Source organism: Clostridiales bacterium FE2011 (genome assembly GCA_017569305.1).
Taxonomy (GTDB): domain Bacteria; phylum Bacillota; class Clostridia; order Christensenellales; family Aristaeellaceae; genus Aristaeella.
Genome location: CP069418.1, coordinates 2,666,622 through 2,679,445, shown reverse-complemented (window position 1 = coordinate 2,679,445; position 12,824 = coordinate 2,666,622). Strand labels below are relative to the sequence as shown.

The 12,824-nt window shown below is 57.3% G+C and carries 27 protein-coding genes; all 27 read right to left on the bottom strand.

The annotated features are described in order from the left end of the window. Positions 1-108 precede the first annotated feature (108 nt). The 27 genes from rpmJ to rpsJ all read right to left on the bottom strand — a co-directional run bounded on the left by rpmJ (position 109) and on the right by rpsJ (position 12,730). Positions 109-222 carry a 50S ribosomal protein L36 gene (rpmJ, locus tag JRC49_12170; protein QTE70546.1) on the bottom strand — a complete coding sequence of 38 codons (114 nt, stop codon included), beginning with the start codon at positions 220-222 and terminating at the stop codon, positions 109-111. A 23-nt stretch (positions 223-245) separates the two neighbouring features. Further along, the gene (gene infA / locus JRC49_12165; protein QTE70545.1) at positions 246-467 is read right to left on the bottom strand and encodes a translation initiation factor IF-1; all 222 of its coding nucleotides are present in this window, start codon (positions 465-467) and stop codon (positions 246-248) included. Between the two features lie 2 nt (positions 468-469). Next, positions 470-772, bottom strand: coding sequence for a KOW domain-containing RNA-binding protein (locus JRC49_12160; protein ID QTE70544.1), 303 nt, complete (start codon positions 770-772; stop codon positions 470-472). A gap of 2 nt (positions 773-774) precedes the next feature. Next, entirely contained in the window at positions 775-1,545 is a 771-nt protein-coding gene (map, locus tag JRC49_12155) for a type I methionyl aminopeptidase (protein ID QTE70543.1), read from the bottom strand. After that, on the bottom strand, positions 1,542-2,171 hold the full coding sequence (locus JRC49_12150) for an adenylate kinase (GenBank protein ID QTE70542.1): 630 nt from the start codon (positions 2,169-2,171) through the stop codon (positions 1,542-1,544). Before JRC49_12150 ends, map begins: the two co-directional genes overlap by 4 nt. 63 nt (positions 2,172-2,234) lie before the next feature. Continuing rightward, positions 2,235-3,518 (bottom strand): preprotein translocase subunit SecY, encoded by a 1,284-nt coding sequence (secY, locus tag JRC49_12145; protein QTE70541.1) that lies wholly within the window; start codon positions 3,516-3,518, stop codon positions 2,235-2,237. Position 3,519: 1 nt separating this feature from the next. Further along, a complete protein-coding gene (rplO, locus tag JRC49_12140; GenBank protein QTE70540.1) occupies positions 3,520-3,960 on the bottom strand; it encodes a 50S ribosomal protein L15 in 441 nt (146 codons plus the stop codon). Between the two features lie 16 nt (positions 3,961-3,976). Further along, positions 3,977-4,159: a 50S ribosomal protein L30 gene (gene rpmD, locus JRC49_12135; protein ID QTE70539.1), complete on the bottom strand. Its 183-nt coding sequence runs from the start codon at positions 4,157-4,159 to the stop codon at positions 3,977-3,979. A gap of 13 nt (positions 4,160-4,172) precedes the next feature. Then, positions 4,173-4,670 carry a 30S ribosomal protein S5 gene (gene rpsE, locus JRC49_12130; GenBank protein ID QTE70538.1) on the bottom strand — a complete coding sequence of 166 codons (498 nt, stop codon included), beginning with the start codon at positions 4,668-4,670 and terminating at the stop codon, positions 4,173-4,175. Positions 4,671-4,687: 17 nt separating this feature from the next. Next, a complete protein-coding gene (rplR, locus tag JRC49_12125; GenBank protein ID QTE70537.1) occupies positions 4,688-5,056 on the bottom strand; it encodes a 50S ribosomal protein L18 in 369 nt (122 codons plus the stop codon). A gap of 18 nt (positions 5,057-5,074) precedes the next feature. Continuing rightward, positions 5,075-5,614: a 50S ribosomal protein L6 gene (gene rplF, locus JRC49_12120; GenBank protein QTE70536.1), complete on the bottom strand. Its 540-nt coding sequence runs from the start codon at positions 5,612-5,614 to the stop codon at positions 5,075-5,077. 90 nt (positions 5,615-5,704) lie between these two features. Beyond that, positions 5,705-6,106 (bottom strand): 30S ribosomal protein S8, encoded by a 402-nt coding sequence (gene rpsH, locus JRC49_12115; protein ID QTE70535.1) that lies wholly within the window; start codon positions 6,104-6,106, stop codon positions 5,705-5,707. Positions 6,107-6,126: 20 nt separating this feature from the next. After that, positions 6,127-6,312: a type Z 30S ribosomal protein S14 gene (locus JRC49_12110; GenBank protein QTE70534.1), complete on the bottom strand. Its 186-nt coding sequence runs from the start codon at positions 6,310-6,312 to the stop codon at positions 6,127-6,129. Between the two features lie 19 nt (positions 6,313-6,331). Continuing rightward, positions 6,332-6,874, bottom strand: a complete 543-nt coding sequence (gene rplE / locus JRC49_12105; GenBank protein QTE70533.1) for a 50S ribosomal protein L5 — start codon at positions 6,872-6,874, stop codon at positions 6,332-6,334. Positions 6,875-6,891: 17 nt separating this feature from the next. After that, a complete protein-coding gene (locus JRC49_12100) occupies positions 6,892-7,227 on the bottom strand; it encodes a 50S ribosomal protein L24 (protein QTE70532.1) in 336 nt (111 codons plus the stop codon). A 15-nt stretch (positions 7,228-7,242) separates the two neighbouring features. Next, positions 7,243-7,611 carry a 50S ribosomal protein L14 gene (gene rplN / locus JRC49_12095; protein QTE70531.1) on the bottom strand — a complete coding sequence of 123 codons (369 nt, stop codon included), beginning with the start codon at positions 7,609-7,611 and terminating at the stop codon, positions 7,243-7,245. Between the two features lie 18 nt (positions 7,612-7,629). Then, complete coding sequence (rpsQ, locus tag JRC49_12090) at positions 7,630-7,887, bottom strand: 30S ribosomal protein S17 (GenBank protein QTE70530.1); 258 nt, start codon at positions 7,885-7,887, stop codon at positions 7,630-7,632. Between the two features lie 20 nt (positions 7,888-7,907). After that, the gene (gene rpmC, locus JRC49_12085) at positions 7,908-8,099 is read right to left on the bottom strand and encodes a 50S ribosomal protein L29 (GenBank protein ID QTE70529.1); all 192 of its coding nucleotides are present in this window, start codon (positions 8,097-8,099) and stop codon (positions 7,908-7,910) included. Further along, complete coding sequence (gene rplP / locus JRC49_12080; protein ID QTE70528.1) at positions 8,096-8,563, bottom strand: 50S ribosomal protein L16; 468 nt, start codon at positions 8,561-8,563, stop codon at positions 8,096-8,098. The genes rpmC and rplP overlap by 4 nt, the downstream gene beginning before the upstream one ends. Positions 8,564-8,566: 3 nt before the next feature. Further along, positions 8,567-9,235: a 30S ribosomal protein S3 gene (rpsC, locus tag JRC49_12075; protein QTE70527.1), complete on the bottom strand. Its 669-nt coding sequence runs from the start codon at positions 9,233-9,235 to the stop codon at positions 8,567-8,569. Between the two features lie 18 nt (positions 9,236-9,253). Continuing rightward, positions 9,254-9,637 carry a 50S ribosomal protein L22 gene (rplV, locus tag JRC49_12070; protein ID QTE70526.1) on the bottom strand — a complete coding sequence of 128 codons (384 nt, stop codon included), beginning with the start codon at positions 9,635-9,637 and terminating at the stop codon, positions 9,254-9,256. A 22-nt stretch (positions 9,638-9,659) separates the two neighbouring features. Beyond that, entirely contained in the window at positions 9,660-9,938 is a 279-nt protein-coding gene (gene rpsS, locus JRC49_12065; protein QTE70525.1) for a 30S ribosomal protein S19, read from the bottom strand. A gap of 18 nt (positions 9,939-9,956) precedes the next feature. Then, positions 9,957-10,790, bottom strand: coding sequence for a 50S ribosomal protein L2 (gene rplB / locus JRC49_12060; protein QTE70524.1), 834 nt, complete (start codon positions 10,788-10,790; stop codon positions 9,957-9,959). A gap of 21 nt (positions 10,791-10,811) precedes the next feature. Further along, on the bottom strand, positions 10,812-11,117 hold the full coding sequence (gene rplW, locus JRC49_12055) for a 50S ribosomal protein L23 (protein QTE70523.1): 306 nt from the start codon (positions 11,115-11,117) through the stop codon (positions 10,812-10,814). Further along, positions 11,114-11,737 carry a 50S ribosomal protein L4 gene (gene rplD / locus JRC49_12050; GenBank protein ID QTE70522.1) on the bottom strand — a complete coding sequence of 208 codons (624 nt, stop codon included), beginning with the start codon at positions 11,735-11,737 and terminating at the stop codon, positions 11,114-11,116. The genes rplW and rplD overlap by 4 nt, the downstream gene beginning before the upstream one ends. 23 nt (positions 11,738-11,760) lie before the next feature. Next, positions 11,761-12,402: a 50S ribosomal protein L3 gene (rplC, locus tag JRC49_12045; GenBank protein QTE70521.1), complete on the bottom strand. Its 642-nt coding sequence runs from the start codon at positions 12,400-12,402 to the stop codon at positions 11,761-11,763. 19 nt (positions 12,403-12,421) lie between these two features. Next, a complete protein-coding gene (gene rpsJ / locus JRC49_12040) occupies positions 12,422-12,730 on the bottom strand; it encodes a 30S ribosomal protein S10 (GenBank protein ID QTE70520.1) in 309 nt (102 codons plus the stop codon). Positions 12,731-12,824: the final 94 nt, after the last annotated feature.

Here is a 12,824-nt window from a genome sequence, read left to right as displayed (position 1 = left end):
AGCCACCCGCGCCCCCACCTGGGGCGTCTGGAAACGGTTTTCCGGCTCCGGACCGCAGGCAAAAAGAAAAACCCGCACCCAGTTTGCACCGGTGCGGGTTTCGGTTGCTCAGCCCTGTTTCTGCTTGTGCTTGGGATTCTCGCAAATGACCATAACGCGGCCCTTGCGCTTGATGATCTTGCACTTTTCGCAGATCGGCTTTACAGACGGACGAACTTTCATCGTTATACCCTCCTCTTTCAGGATCAGTTCTTGCTGCGCCAGGTGATCCGGCCTCTGGTCAGATCATAGGGCGATAGTTCAATCGTTACTTTGTCACCGGGATAGATCCGGATGAAATTCATCCTCATCTTGCCGGAGATATGCGCCAGGATCTGGTGGCCGTTCTGAAGCTCCACCTGGAACATGGCGTTGGGCAAAGCTTCAATCACTTTGCCTTCCATTTCGATTACGTCGCTCTTGGACAAACTCAGTCCCCCTCTCGCAGCGAGCGTTTATCGGCAAAACCGTTGTCTTCCAGCGCTCTTCTCAGATCGCTGTTCTGCAGCGCTCCGCCTTCCGGCCGCAAAGCCTTCAGGTTCAGCAGCACCGGTTTTGCGCGCAGATGTTTCGTCTTTTTCTTCTTCGGGTTTTCCAGCTTGTGATGGCTGCCGTCGGCGATCATGACGATGCCTTCGGACACATTCTCCAGGATCAGGAAGCAAAGTCCCTTATCCCTTCCCTGTGTGCTTTCCACCACTCTGCCAGGCTCAAAGCTGAAAGGTTCTTTCATCCTTATTCCTCCCAGGTAAATCCGGGAAGGGTCAGGAGTTCCGGAAGCCCTTCTTCGTTGATGGCAAGTGTGTGCTCATAATGAGCAGTCAGGCTGTGATCCACGGTTCTTGCGCACCAGCCGTCATCGTCAACAGACAGATGCCAGTCTCCGGCGGCAATCATGGGTTCGACTGCCAGGACCATGCCCTTGCGCAGTCTCATTCCCCTGCCGGGTTCACCGAAATTGTACACGGCGGGATCTTCATGCATCTCCCTGCCGATACCGTGGCCCGTAAACTCGCGAATCGGGGCAAACCCGTTCGCTTCGGCCAGGCTCTGGACTGCATAGCCCACGTCGCCCAGCCGGTTTCCGGCCACACACTGCCTGGCGGCTTTCCAGAAACATTCCTCGGTTACCCGGATCAGTTTCTCCGCCTCTTCGCTGATGGTTCCGACGCCCGCTGTAAAAGCGGAGTCAGCCTGCCAGCCGTCGAGGAGCAGCGTGCAGTCCACTGAAATGATGTCTCCATCCTTCAGGATCCTGCGGTCGCTGGGAATGCCGTGCACCACCTCATCGTTGATGCTCGCGCAGATGCTGCAGGGATAGCCCTCATAGTGAAGGGAAGAAGGAATCGCGCGGTGTTTCCGGATCAGCTTTTCAGCCAGGATATCCAGTTCCGCGGTGGATACGCCGGGCTTGATGGCCAGGCGTACCTCATCCTCTACCTCACGGAGGATCTTCCCTGCTTCACGCATCTTTGCGATCTGGCTCGAATTTTTCAGGCTGATCATGCTTTCGCTCCAAGGGCGTTCATGATCGCCGTGAATATACCGTCAATGCCCTGATCCCCGGGGATCGTTTTCAGCAGGCCCTTCTGTCCGTAGTATCCGATCAGGGGCGCTGTCTGGGCATGATATACCTGCAGCCGGTTCAGCACGGTCTCTGCTTTGTCGTCATCCCGCTGAATCAGTTCCTCACCGCACTTGTCGCAGGTGGTCTTGCCGTTCAGCATACTGACGTGGTAGGTAGCGCCGCACTTGAGACAGACGCGGCGTCCGCTCAGTCTGTCTACCAGCACCTGGTCGTCCACTGCCAGCTCAATAACGCTGTCGATGGTAGCGAAGGTGCTCAGGGCTTCCGCCTGCGGTACGGTACGGGGGAACCCGTCCAGGATATAACCGCCTTTGCAGTCATCCATGGCCAGGCGTTCCTTCACGATGTCGATGATGACTTCGTCCGGAACCAGCTTGCCGGCGTCGATAAAGCTCTTCGCCTTCAGTCCTGTCTCAGTACCGTCCTTGATCGCCCGGCGGAGAATGTCTCCGGTGGAGATCTGCGGAATTTTCAGCGCGTCGCAGATGCGCTGCGCCTGTGTTCCCTTACCGGCCCCTGGAGGCCCTAAGAAGATAATGTTCATAATGACACTCCATCATTCTAATGAATAAATTCATTATTCATTCGGTTTCAGCAAGCCTTCGGCTTACATGAATCCGTCCATGTCCATGTCGATGCCGCGGACACTCATTTCACCCTGGATGGTGCGGACGGTCTCAAGGGACACGCTCACAGCGATCAGGATGGAGCTGGCAGCGAACGGAATGCTGTTCGCGCTCACACCAGCCAGTGTGATCAGCAGCGTAGGCACAGCGGCCAGGATGGCCAGGAAGAATGCTGCGAACAGGTTCAGACGGCTGACAATGTTCTGCAGGTACTGCCGGATGTTCTTGCCCCGCTGTCCGGGAATCACGGCGCCCTGCTGCTGCAGCTGTTCAGCCTGCTGCTTGGGATCAAAGCTGATGGAAGAATAGAAGAAAGTAAAAGCGATGATCAGCAGACCGGAAACGATCATGTATCCGATCTTGCCCTGATTCATGTTTGCTTCCCACCACTGTGTGAACCAACCCTGCTTATTGGGGTCGATCAGCTGAGCGATCGTTCCCGGGAAAGCCAGGAAGGAATAAGCGAAGATCAGGGGCAGCACGCCGACAGAGACCACTTTCAGGCTCATGTGGGTGTTCTGTCCGCCGTATACGCGGCGGCCCTTCACCTGCTTGGCGATCTGCAGGGGAATCCTGCGCTCGCCCAGTTCCACAAAGGTCACAACAACGGTCATCAGGATGCAGGTGACCACGACGATGATGAGGGTCAGCCAGCCGGAAGTGGTGGCATTTCCGCTCGCCATGGTGAATCCGCTGACAATACCGTTGAACAGGTTGGAGATGATACCGGCGAAGATCAGCAGGCTGATGCCGTTGCCGATTCCCTTCTCGGTAATCCGCTCACCAATCCACATAGCCAGGGCGGTACCGCCGGCCATGCTCACACCGACCAGGACGTAGTTGATCCAGCCAGCCTTGATGAAGCCCAGGCCGCGGACAAGTCCGATAGCCTGCAGGGCAGCCAGGCCGATGGTTACGTACCGGGTAATCCGGTTGATCTTCTGACGGCCGTCCTCTTCCTTGCTCAGGCGTTCCAGAGCAGGAATAGCGATGGTCAGCAGCTGCATAATAATGCTGGCGTTGATGTAGGGAGTAATACCCATGGCCATCAGCGTCATTTTCTCGAAAGCATTACCGGTCATCATGTTGACCAGTCCCAGCAGATTCGTGTTAGACATGCCGGCGGAGTTAAAAACCTTCACAGCATCCACACCAGGTGCCGGGATAACACCGACGAGACGGTAAACCAGCAGCATCAGGAACGTGTAGATGATCTTCTTGCGAAGCTCACCAATCTTCCACATCTTACGAATGCTTTCGATCATTTTAAATCACCTCGGCCTTTCCGCCGACGGCTTCGATCTTTTCCTTGGCGGTAGCGGAGAACTTGGCCGCTTTCACGGTCAGCTTCTTCGTCAGTTCGCCTACGCCGAGAATCTTCACACCGGCCAGTTCCTTGCGGATGATCTTCTTCTCGAGCAGAGCGGCGGCATCCACCACAGCACCGTCTTCAAAGACTTCCAGGCGTTCAACATTCACGGTAGCGTAATCGGTGCCGAATACGTTGGTAAATCCACGCTTAGGCACACGGCGGTACAGAGGCATCTGGCCGCCTTCAAATCCGGGCCGCTTGCCGCCGCCGCTGCGGGCTTTGGCACCCTTGTGACCTTTACCGGAGGTCTTGCCCAGGCCGGATCCGGCGCCGCGGCCCAGCCGCTTCTGAGCGGAAGTGGACCCTTCGGCGGGACGCAGTTCATGCAGTTTCATAGGGGTTCAACCTCCTTTATTCGTCAACTTCCTCAACCTTCACCATGTGCTTCACGGCGAAGATCTGGCCCCGGATAGCGGGGTTATCAGGCTGGGTCACGGTCTGGCCGACTTTACGCAGGCCCAGAGCGGCGACGGTCGCCTTATGCTTGGGCAGGCTGGCGATCGGAGACTTCACCAGGGTAATCTTCAGTTTCATCTCTTCTGCCTCCTTATCCCAGGATCTCTTCCACGGTCTTGCCGCGCATCTTGGCAACCTGCTCGGCGCTGCGCACCTGCTTCAGGGCTTCGATGGTAGCTTTAACCATGTTGATCGGGTTGTTGGTTCCGAAACTCTTGGTCCGGATATCCTTGATGCCGGCCATTTCCAGCACGGCACGGGCAGCGCCGCCCGCGATCACACCGGTACCTTCGGGAGCGGGGATCAGCACGGACTTCGCGGTGGAATAATATCCGGTCATTTCATGGGGAATCGTGGTGCCGTCCAGCGGCACGTTCACCAGGTGCTTTTTAGCGTCTTCATTGGCCTTGCGGATAGCTTCCGGAATTTCGGCAGCCTTACCCATGCCGGCACCGACGCGGCCATTCTCGTCGCCAACGACCACCAGAGCGCTGAACCGCATGTTGCGGCCGCCCTTAACAGTCTTGCTGACGCGGTTGACGGCTACCAGGCGCTCTTTGAATTCGCTGACCTGTTCTGTGCGTTGCATTTGCGTCGTCCTCCTTATCAGAATTCAAGTCCGGCTTCCCGTGCGCCGTCAGCCACAGCGGCGACGCGCCCGGTGTACATGTACCCTCCGCGGTCAAAGACCACGGTCTTGATGCCGGCTTCGACGGCGCGCTCCGCGATGAGCTTGCCCACGAGTTTGGCGGCACCCTTCTTGTCCACTTCGTCCAGCTGGCCCTTCAGTGCGGGATCCATGGTGCTGGCGCTCACCAGGGTGATGCCCTTGGTGTCGTCAATGATCTGAGCCTGAATGTGCTTGTTGGAGCGATATACGGAAAGACGCGGGGCTTCGGGGGTGCCGCTGATCTTTTTCCGTACCCGTGCGTGACGGATCACGCGAATTTCATTACGGTCACGTTTCTTAAACATCTGCAGTCACTCCCTCTCTTACTTACCGGTCTTGCCTTCCTTACGACGGATGTGCTCATTCTGGTACTTAATGCCCTTGCCCAGATAGGGTTCAGGCTTCCGAATGGCGCGGATGTCCGCCGCGAGGTTGCCAACCTGCTGTTTGTTGCTTCCCTTAACCACGATGGTGGTCTGGTTGGGAGTTTCGAAGGTGATTCCTTCGGGAGCTTCAAGAACCACGGGGTGGCTGAAGCCGATGTTGATGGTCAGGGTCTTGCCTTCCGCGGCAGCGCGGTAACCGGTACCAACCATCTCCAGGGTCTTGGCGAAACCTTCGGTCACGCCGACGACCATATTGTTTACCAGCGCCCGGTACAGACCATGCATGGCCTTGTGGGGCTTGGAATCAGTGGGGCGTTCCAGGGTCAGGACATTGCCTTCCTGTTTGATGGTGATGTCGGGATTAACCTGCTGGCTCAGGGTGCCCTTGGGGCCCTTCACTGTCACCAGGTTGTTCTCGTCCACCATCACCGTCACGCCCGCGGGTACTGTGATCGGAAGTTTTCCGATTCGAGACATTTTGTCATTCCTCCTCTGCGGTCAGTAACACGAATGTTTTTTGCCTTTCGGCAAATTTCTACCCGTTACGACTTTATGCGTGAACGGTGATTACCAGATGTACGCCAGCACTTCGCCGCCGATGGCAGCCTTCCGTGCTTCCTTGTCGGTCATCAGTCCCTTGCTGGTGCTGATGATGGCGATGCCCAGGCCGCCGAGAACCTTCGGCAGCTCTTCGCTGCGGGCATAAACCCGCAGACCGGGCTTGGAGATGCGCTTCAGACCCGCGATAACAGGGGTCTGCTTGCCGTTCAGATATTTCAGGGTGATTTTGATCTCGCCCTGGAGTCCGTCATCAATAAAGTCAACCGCCTTGACGTATCCCTCGTTCAGAAGGATCTTCGCGATCGCCTTCTTGGTATTGCTGGCGGGCATGGTCACGGCGTCGTGCCGGGCCACCTGTCCGTTGCGGATGCGGGTGAGCATATCGGCGATGGGATCGTTAATAACCATTTCCTGTCTCCTCCTTTCGCTTACCAGCTGGCCTTGCGGACACCCGGAATCTGTCCCTTATAGGCCAGTTCCCGGAAGCAGATGCGGCATACGCCATACTTGCGCAGCACGCTGTGGGGTCTGCCACAGATGCGGCAACGGGTGTAGGCGCGGGTTGAGAATTTGGCCGGCCTCTGCTGCTTGAGTTTCATGCTCAGTTTTGCCATTATTCTGTCCTCCTCCTCATTACGCCTCGAAGGGCATGCCCAGAAGCCTCAGCAGCTCCTTGCACTCTTCGTCCGTCTTCGCGGTCGTTACGAACACGATTTCCATACCGCGGATCTTCTCCACCTTATCGTATTCGATTTCGGGGAACAGCAGCTGTTCACGGATGCCCAGGCTGTAGTTGCCGCGGCCGTCGAAAGCCTTGGCGCTCACGCCGCGGAAGTCGCGGACGCGGGGCAGGGCAACGCTGACCAGCTTATCCATGAACTCTTCCATCCGGGCACCGCGCAGGGTGACCTTGGCGCCAACGTTCATGCCCTCACGGACTTTGAAGTTAGCGATGGACTTCTTGGCCTTGGTGACCAGGGGCTTCTGACCGGCGATAGCGGTCAGTTCGTTAACAGCCATTTCCATGGCCTTCGCATTATCCTTGCAATCGCCCAGACCCATGTTGATGACGATCTTGGCGAGCTTCGGAACCTGCATGGCGTTCTTGTAGCCGAACTTTTCCTCCAGGGCAGGAATCGCCTCGGCCAGATATTTTTCCTTGATTCTGGTTGCCATTTGGCTCTTCCTCCTTATCAGTCGATTTCGGCGCCGCACTTCTTGCAGACGCGGATCAGTTTGCGGTGGCTCTTGCCGTTTTCATCAGTGACCTTTTCGGCCTTGTTGTTGACACGGGTGGGCTTGCCGCACTTGGGGCAAACCAGCATAACGTTGCTGGCGTCGATGGGCATTTCCTTGTGGATGATGCCACCGGGGGTCATGGCGTTGCGGGCCTTCTGATGCTTGGTGACAACATTCACGCCTTCAACCGTCACACGGTTCAGCTTCGGGAAAGCAGCGGAGATCTTACCCTTCTTGCCCTTGTCCTTGCCGCTGATAACGATCACGGTATCTTTACTCTTTACATGCATTACCGTTCTGCCTCCTTACAGTACTTCGGGAGCCAGAGAGACGATCTTCATGAAATCCTTCTCACGCAGCTCGCGAGCCACGGGCCCAAAGATACGGGTTCCGCGGGGCATATTCTGGTCGTTGATGATGACGGCGGCGTTGTCGTCAAACTTGATGTAGCTGCCGTCAGGACGGCGCTTGTTCTTGCGCATACGGACGATAACGGCCTTGACGACCTCGCCCTTCTTCACGGTGCCGCCGGGGGTTGCAGTCTTGACGCTGGCCACGATGACATCACCGATGCTGCCGTCACGCCGGAAAGAACCGCCCAGAACACGGATGCACATGATTTCCTTGGCGCCGGAATTATCGGCTACCTTAAGCCGGGTTTGCGGCTGAATCATAGCGGTTTCCTCCTTAAATTACTTAGCTTTCTCGATGATCTCAACGAGACGCCAACGCTTGTCCTTGCTCAGCGGACGGGTTTCCATCACTTTGATGGTATCTCCGATGCCGCATTCATTATTTTCATCATGAACCTTCAGCTTGCTGGTCTTGTTCATGATTTTTCCGTACAGGGGATGACGGACGCGGGTCTTGATCTGGATGACACAGGTCTTGTCCATCTTGTCGCTGACCACAACGCCGATCCTTGTTTTACGAAGTCCTCTTTCTTCCATTGTTCCAGCTGCCTCCTTTCTCAGGCTTCATCCTTCTGCCGAAGGATCGTCTTACACCGTGCGATATCGCGCTTCAGTTGGCTGATCTGCATGGTGTTCTGCAGCTGGCCCGTCGCGAGCTGGAAGCGAAGGCCAAACAGTTCGCTCTTCAGTTCCTTAACCTTCTGCTCGAGCTGTTCCTTGCTCATGGCATTCAATTCATTCGCCTTCATGCTTCTTCACCACCCGCTTCTTTGGCTGTCACTTCTGCGGCTGCCTTAGCGGCTTCGGTTGCCTTGGTGATCAGCTTGGTCTTCAGAGGTAGCTTGTGGCTGGCCAGACGGAGCGCTTCACGGGCGACTTCTTCGGAGACGCCGGCGATTTCAAACAGCACTCTGCCGGGCTTAACCACGGCTACCCAGTACTCAGGAGCGCCTTTACCGGAACCCATGCGGGTCTCGGCGGGCTTGGCCGTTACCGGTTTGTCGGGGAAAATCTTGATCCATACCTGACCGCCACGCTTGGTGTAACGGGTCAGGGCGATACGGGCCGCCTCGATCTGCTGGCTGGTAACCCAGTGCGGTTCGGTGGCCTGCAGTCCGAATTCGCCGTAAGCCAGGGTGTTGCCCCGCTGGGCTTTACCCTTCATGCGGCCGCGGAACTGCTTGCGGTGTTTAACTCTCTTGGGCATTAACATGGCTTACTTTCCCTCCTTCCCGGCAGGGGCTTTCTTGGCCCGGGGCAGGATCTGGCCCTTGTAGATCCAGACCTTAACGCCCAGACGGCCGTAAGTGGTCTTAGCTTCGGAGAAGCCGTAGTCGATGTTCGCGCGCAGGGTCTGCAGCGGAATAGATCCGTCATGATAGTGCTCGCTGCGGGCGATATCGGCGCCGCCCAGACGTCCGCTGACAGCAGTCTTGATACCCTTGACTCCCGGGATCTTCATGCTGCGGCCCATGGCCTGCTTCAGAGCACGGCGGAAGCTGATGCGCTTCTCGAGCTGCTGGGCGATGTTCTCAGCAACCAGCTGAGCATCGGCGTCGGGCTGCTTGATCTCCATCACGTTGATGTGGCAGGGACGGCCCAGGAACTCGGTGATGTTCTTCTTGAGCTCTTCGATGCCGGCGCCGCCGCGGCCGATAATCATGCCGGGCTTGGCAGTGAAGATGTTCACTGTCATGGTCTGCGCCGTACGTTCGATATCAATGTGGCTGATACCGGTGGAGTAGTACTTTTCTTTCAGCATCTTGCGAAGCTTGAAATCTTCCACCAGATTGTTGGCAAAATCCTTCTTCCCGGCGTACCAGCGGGTGCTCCAGTCATAGATGACTCCGACCCGTGCACCGTGGGGATTTACTTTCTGACCCATGTCTTTTCCTCCTTCGCCTTACTTCTGGTCCAGCACCACGCTGATGTGGCTGGTGCGCTTGAGCATCGGTGACGCGCTGCCGCGGCTGCGGGCAACGTAGCGCTTCAGCGTAGGACCGGGATTGGCATACACTTCGGCGACGTAGAGGTTGTCACGGTTCAGTTCCTGGTTGTTCACCGCGTTGGCGATGGCGCTGTTCAGAACCTTCAGGACCACGGGGCTCGCGGCCTTGGGGGTGAACTGCAGGATCGCTGCGGCTTCATCCACGCTCTTCCCGCGGATCAGATCGATCACGATCTTCACCTTCCGAGGAGAGATGCGAATGTACTTGGCATGAGCCTGGGGACGCTTGTCGGCGTTCGCCTTACGGGCCGCTGCCTTTTCTTTCGAACGGGTAGCCATTTCGTTTTTCCTCCTCTTTCAATTACTTCCGCGCGCTGTTCTTGTCCCCGGCGTGGCCGCGGAAGGTGCGGGTGGGGGCGAACTCGCCCAGCTTATGACCGACCATGTCCTCTGTTACATAAACCGGAACATGCTTCCGGCCGTCATGCACAGCAACGGTATGGCCCACAAAGTCCGGGAAGATCGTGCTGGAACGGCTCCAGGTCTTCACGACCGCTTTTTTGCCGCTCGCATTCATCTCGGTGATGCGCTTCATCAGCGCGGGCTCTACATAAGGGCCCTTCTTTACGGAACGACTCATATCTTTCAGGTGCCTCCTTTACTTCGAGCTTGCGCGCTTGACGATCATCTTGTTGGAATACTTCTTGTGCTTCCTGGTCTTCAGACCCAGAGCGGGCTTACCCCAGGGAGTAACAGGAGCCGGCATACCAACGGGGCTCTTGCCCTCGCCGCCGCCGTGCGGGTGATCGCAGGGGTTCATAACCACACCGCGGACGGTGGGCCGGATACCCATGTGGCGAACGCGGCCGGCTTTACCCAGGCGTACGTTCTCGTGATCGGTGTTACCCACGGTACCGATGGTGGCCTTGGCGTTCAGCGGAAGCTTCCGCATTTCGCCGCTGGGCAGGCGGACCTGAGCGAAACCATTTTCCTTAGCCATCAGCTGGGCGCTCATGCCGGCACTGCGTACCAGCTGGCCGCCGCGGCCGGGCTTCAGCTCCAGGTTGTGGATCAGGGTACCAACGGGGATGTTGCTGATCGGCAGGGCGTTACCGGGCTTGATGTCCGCGCTGTCGCTGCTGATCACGGTGTCCCCGACCTTCAGGCCCAGAGGAGCCAGGATGTAGCGCTTCTCGCCGTCTACATAGTTCAGCAGGGCGATGAAGGCGCTGCGGTTCGGGTCGTACTCGATCGCGCTGACCTTGGCGGGGATATCCACCTTGTCGCGCTTGAAGTCGATGATGCGGTATTTCCGCTTGTTGCCGCCGCCCTGATGACGGACGGTGATCTTGCCCTGCTTGTTCCGGCCGCTGTTCTTCTTCAGAACCTCGGTCAGGCTCTTCTCGGGCGCTTTCTTGGTGACCTCTTCAAAGGTCAGAACCGACATATGCCGCCGGGCGGGCGAAGTCGGCTTGTAAACTCGGATAGCCATTTCTTTCGTTCCTCCCTTGCGTTACTGTGCCATGCCTTCGAAGAACTTGATGGGCTTGGAGTCCTTCTTCAGAATCACATAGGCCTTTTTGGTTTCGGGGGTCATGCCCTGGGTGCGGCCCTGGCGCTTCATCTTACCGATGGTGCGCAGGGTGTTAACCTTGGCAACTTTCACGCCGTCTTCCGCGAACACGGTTTCAATGGCGTTCTTGATCTCGGCCTTGTTGGCCTTGATGTCGACTTCGAAAACGTAGCGCTTCTCGTCGATTCCTTCGTAAGCCTTTTCCGTCAGGATCGGCCGCTTGATGATGTCATGGGGGTTCTTCATGCGTACACCTCCTCGACGCTTTCCTTGGCCGCAACGGTCATAACCAGCTTGTCGGCGTTCAGGATGTCGTAAACGTTCAGAGTGTTCACGTAGCTGACCTTCGCCTGGGGCAGGTTCGCGGTCGCGCGGATGATGCTCTCTTCACGCTCGGGCAGGATCACCAGGGCCTTCTTTTCAGCCTGCAGCTTCTTCAGCGTTTCGGCCATCAGCTTGGTCTTGGCATCCTTCAGCTCCAGCTTGTCAACAACGATGATCTCGCCAGCGTTCAGCTTGGTGGTCATGGCGCTCTTGAAAGCCAGGCGGCGAACCTTTTTGTTCACGGCCAGATCGTAATCACGGGGCTTGGGGGCGAACACGACACCGCCGTGCTTGAACTGGGGTGCGCGGTTGCCATGGTGGCGGGCGTTACCGGTGCCCTTCTGGCGGTAGATCTTCCGGCCGCCTCCGCGGACTTCGCCGCGGGTCAGGGAGCTCTGTGTTCCCTGGCGCTGTGCTGCCAGGTAGGAGCGGACCATCAGGTGCATCGCTGCTTCGTTGATCGGAGCCGCGAAGATCTCGTCGCTCAGCTCAACTTCGCCGATGGTCTTTCCTTCCATATTATAAAGTGCGGTTTTTGCCATTGTCTCTTCCTCCTTGCTCAGCTTCAGGCCTTGCAGGTGTCACGGATAATCAGCAGACCTTCGTTGGGGCCGGGCACAGCGCCCTTGACCAGCAGCAGGTTGCGTTCCGCGTCCACCTGGACGACTTCCAGGTTCTGCACCGTGACCTTATCCACACCGTAGTGGCCGGCCATGTGCTTGTTCTTGAATACCCGGCTGGGGTCGGAGTTCGCGCTCATGGAACCCACGCCGCGGTGATACTTGGAGCCGTGAGCCATGGGGCCGGTGTGCTGGTTCCACCGCTGGATGGGACCGGTGTATCCGTGACCCTTGCTGGTTCCGGTGATGTCGATCTTGTCGCCCTGGGCGAACTGGTCGCACTTCAGAACGTCGCCGACTTTGTAGCTGCTGCAGTCTTCAAACCGGAATTCACGCAGGGTGCGCTTGGCCTCCACGCCGGCCTTCTTGAAGTGGCCGATTTCAGGCTTGGTGAGCAGTTTCTTGGCGCGGTTCTCGGTCAGGTCGCCGAAACCGACCTGTACGGCATCGTAGCCGTCGCTTTCGATGTTCTTGGTCTGCACCACTGTGCAGGGGCCCGCTTCAATCACGGTGACCGGTACGAGACGGCCGTCTTCAGTGAAGACCTGCGTCATGCCGATCTTTTTGCCCACGATCGCTTTCTTCATATTAATCGCTCCTCCTGCCTCACAGTTTCATTTCGATTTCGACACCAGCAGGAAGATCGAGCTTCATCATGGCGTCCACCGTCTTGGGATTCGGATTGTTGATGTCGATCAACCGCTTATGGGTGCGGCGTTCGAACTGTTCGCGGCTGTCCTTGTACTTATGGACGGCGCGAAGGATAGTGACGATCTCCCTTTCCGTGGGGAGCGGGATGGGGCCGGAGACACGAGCGCCGGTACGCTTTGCGGTTTCAACGATCCGCTCCGCGCTCTGGTCGATCAGTTTGTGCTCGTAGCTCTTCAGCTTGATACGGATTTTCTGGTTGGCCATTCCTGTTAACCTCCTCAATTCGTTCTCGTTTGCGTTCTCCGGGATCCACTGCAGGTGCAGATCCTCTCTGACGCCTTCGAGTCCGTCGCCCGAT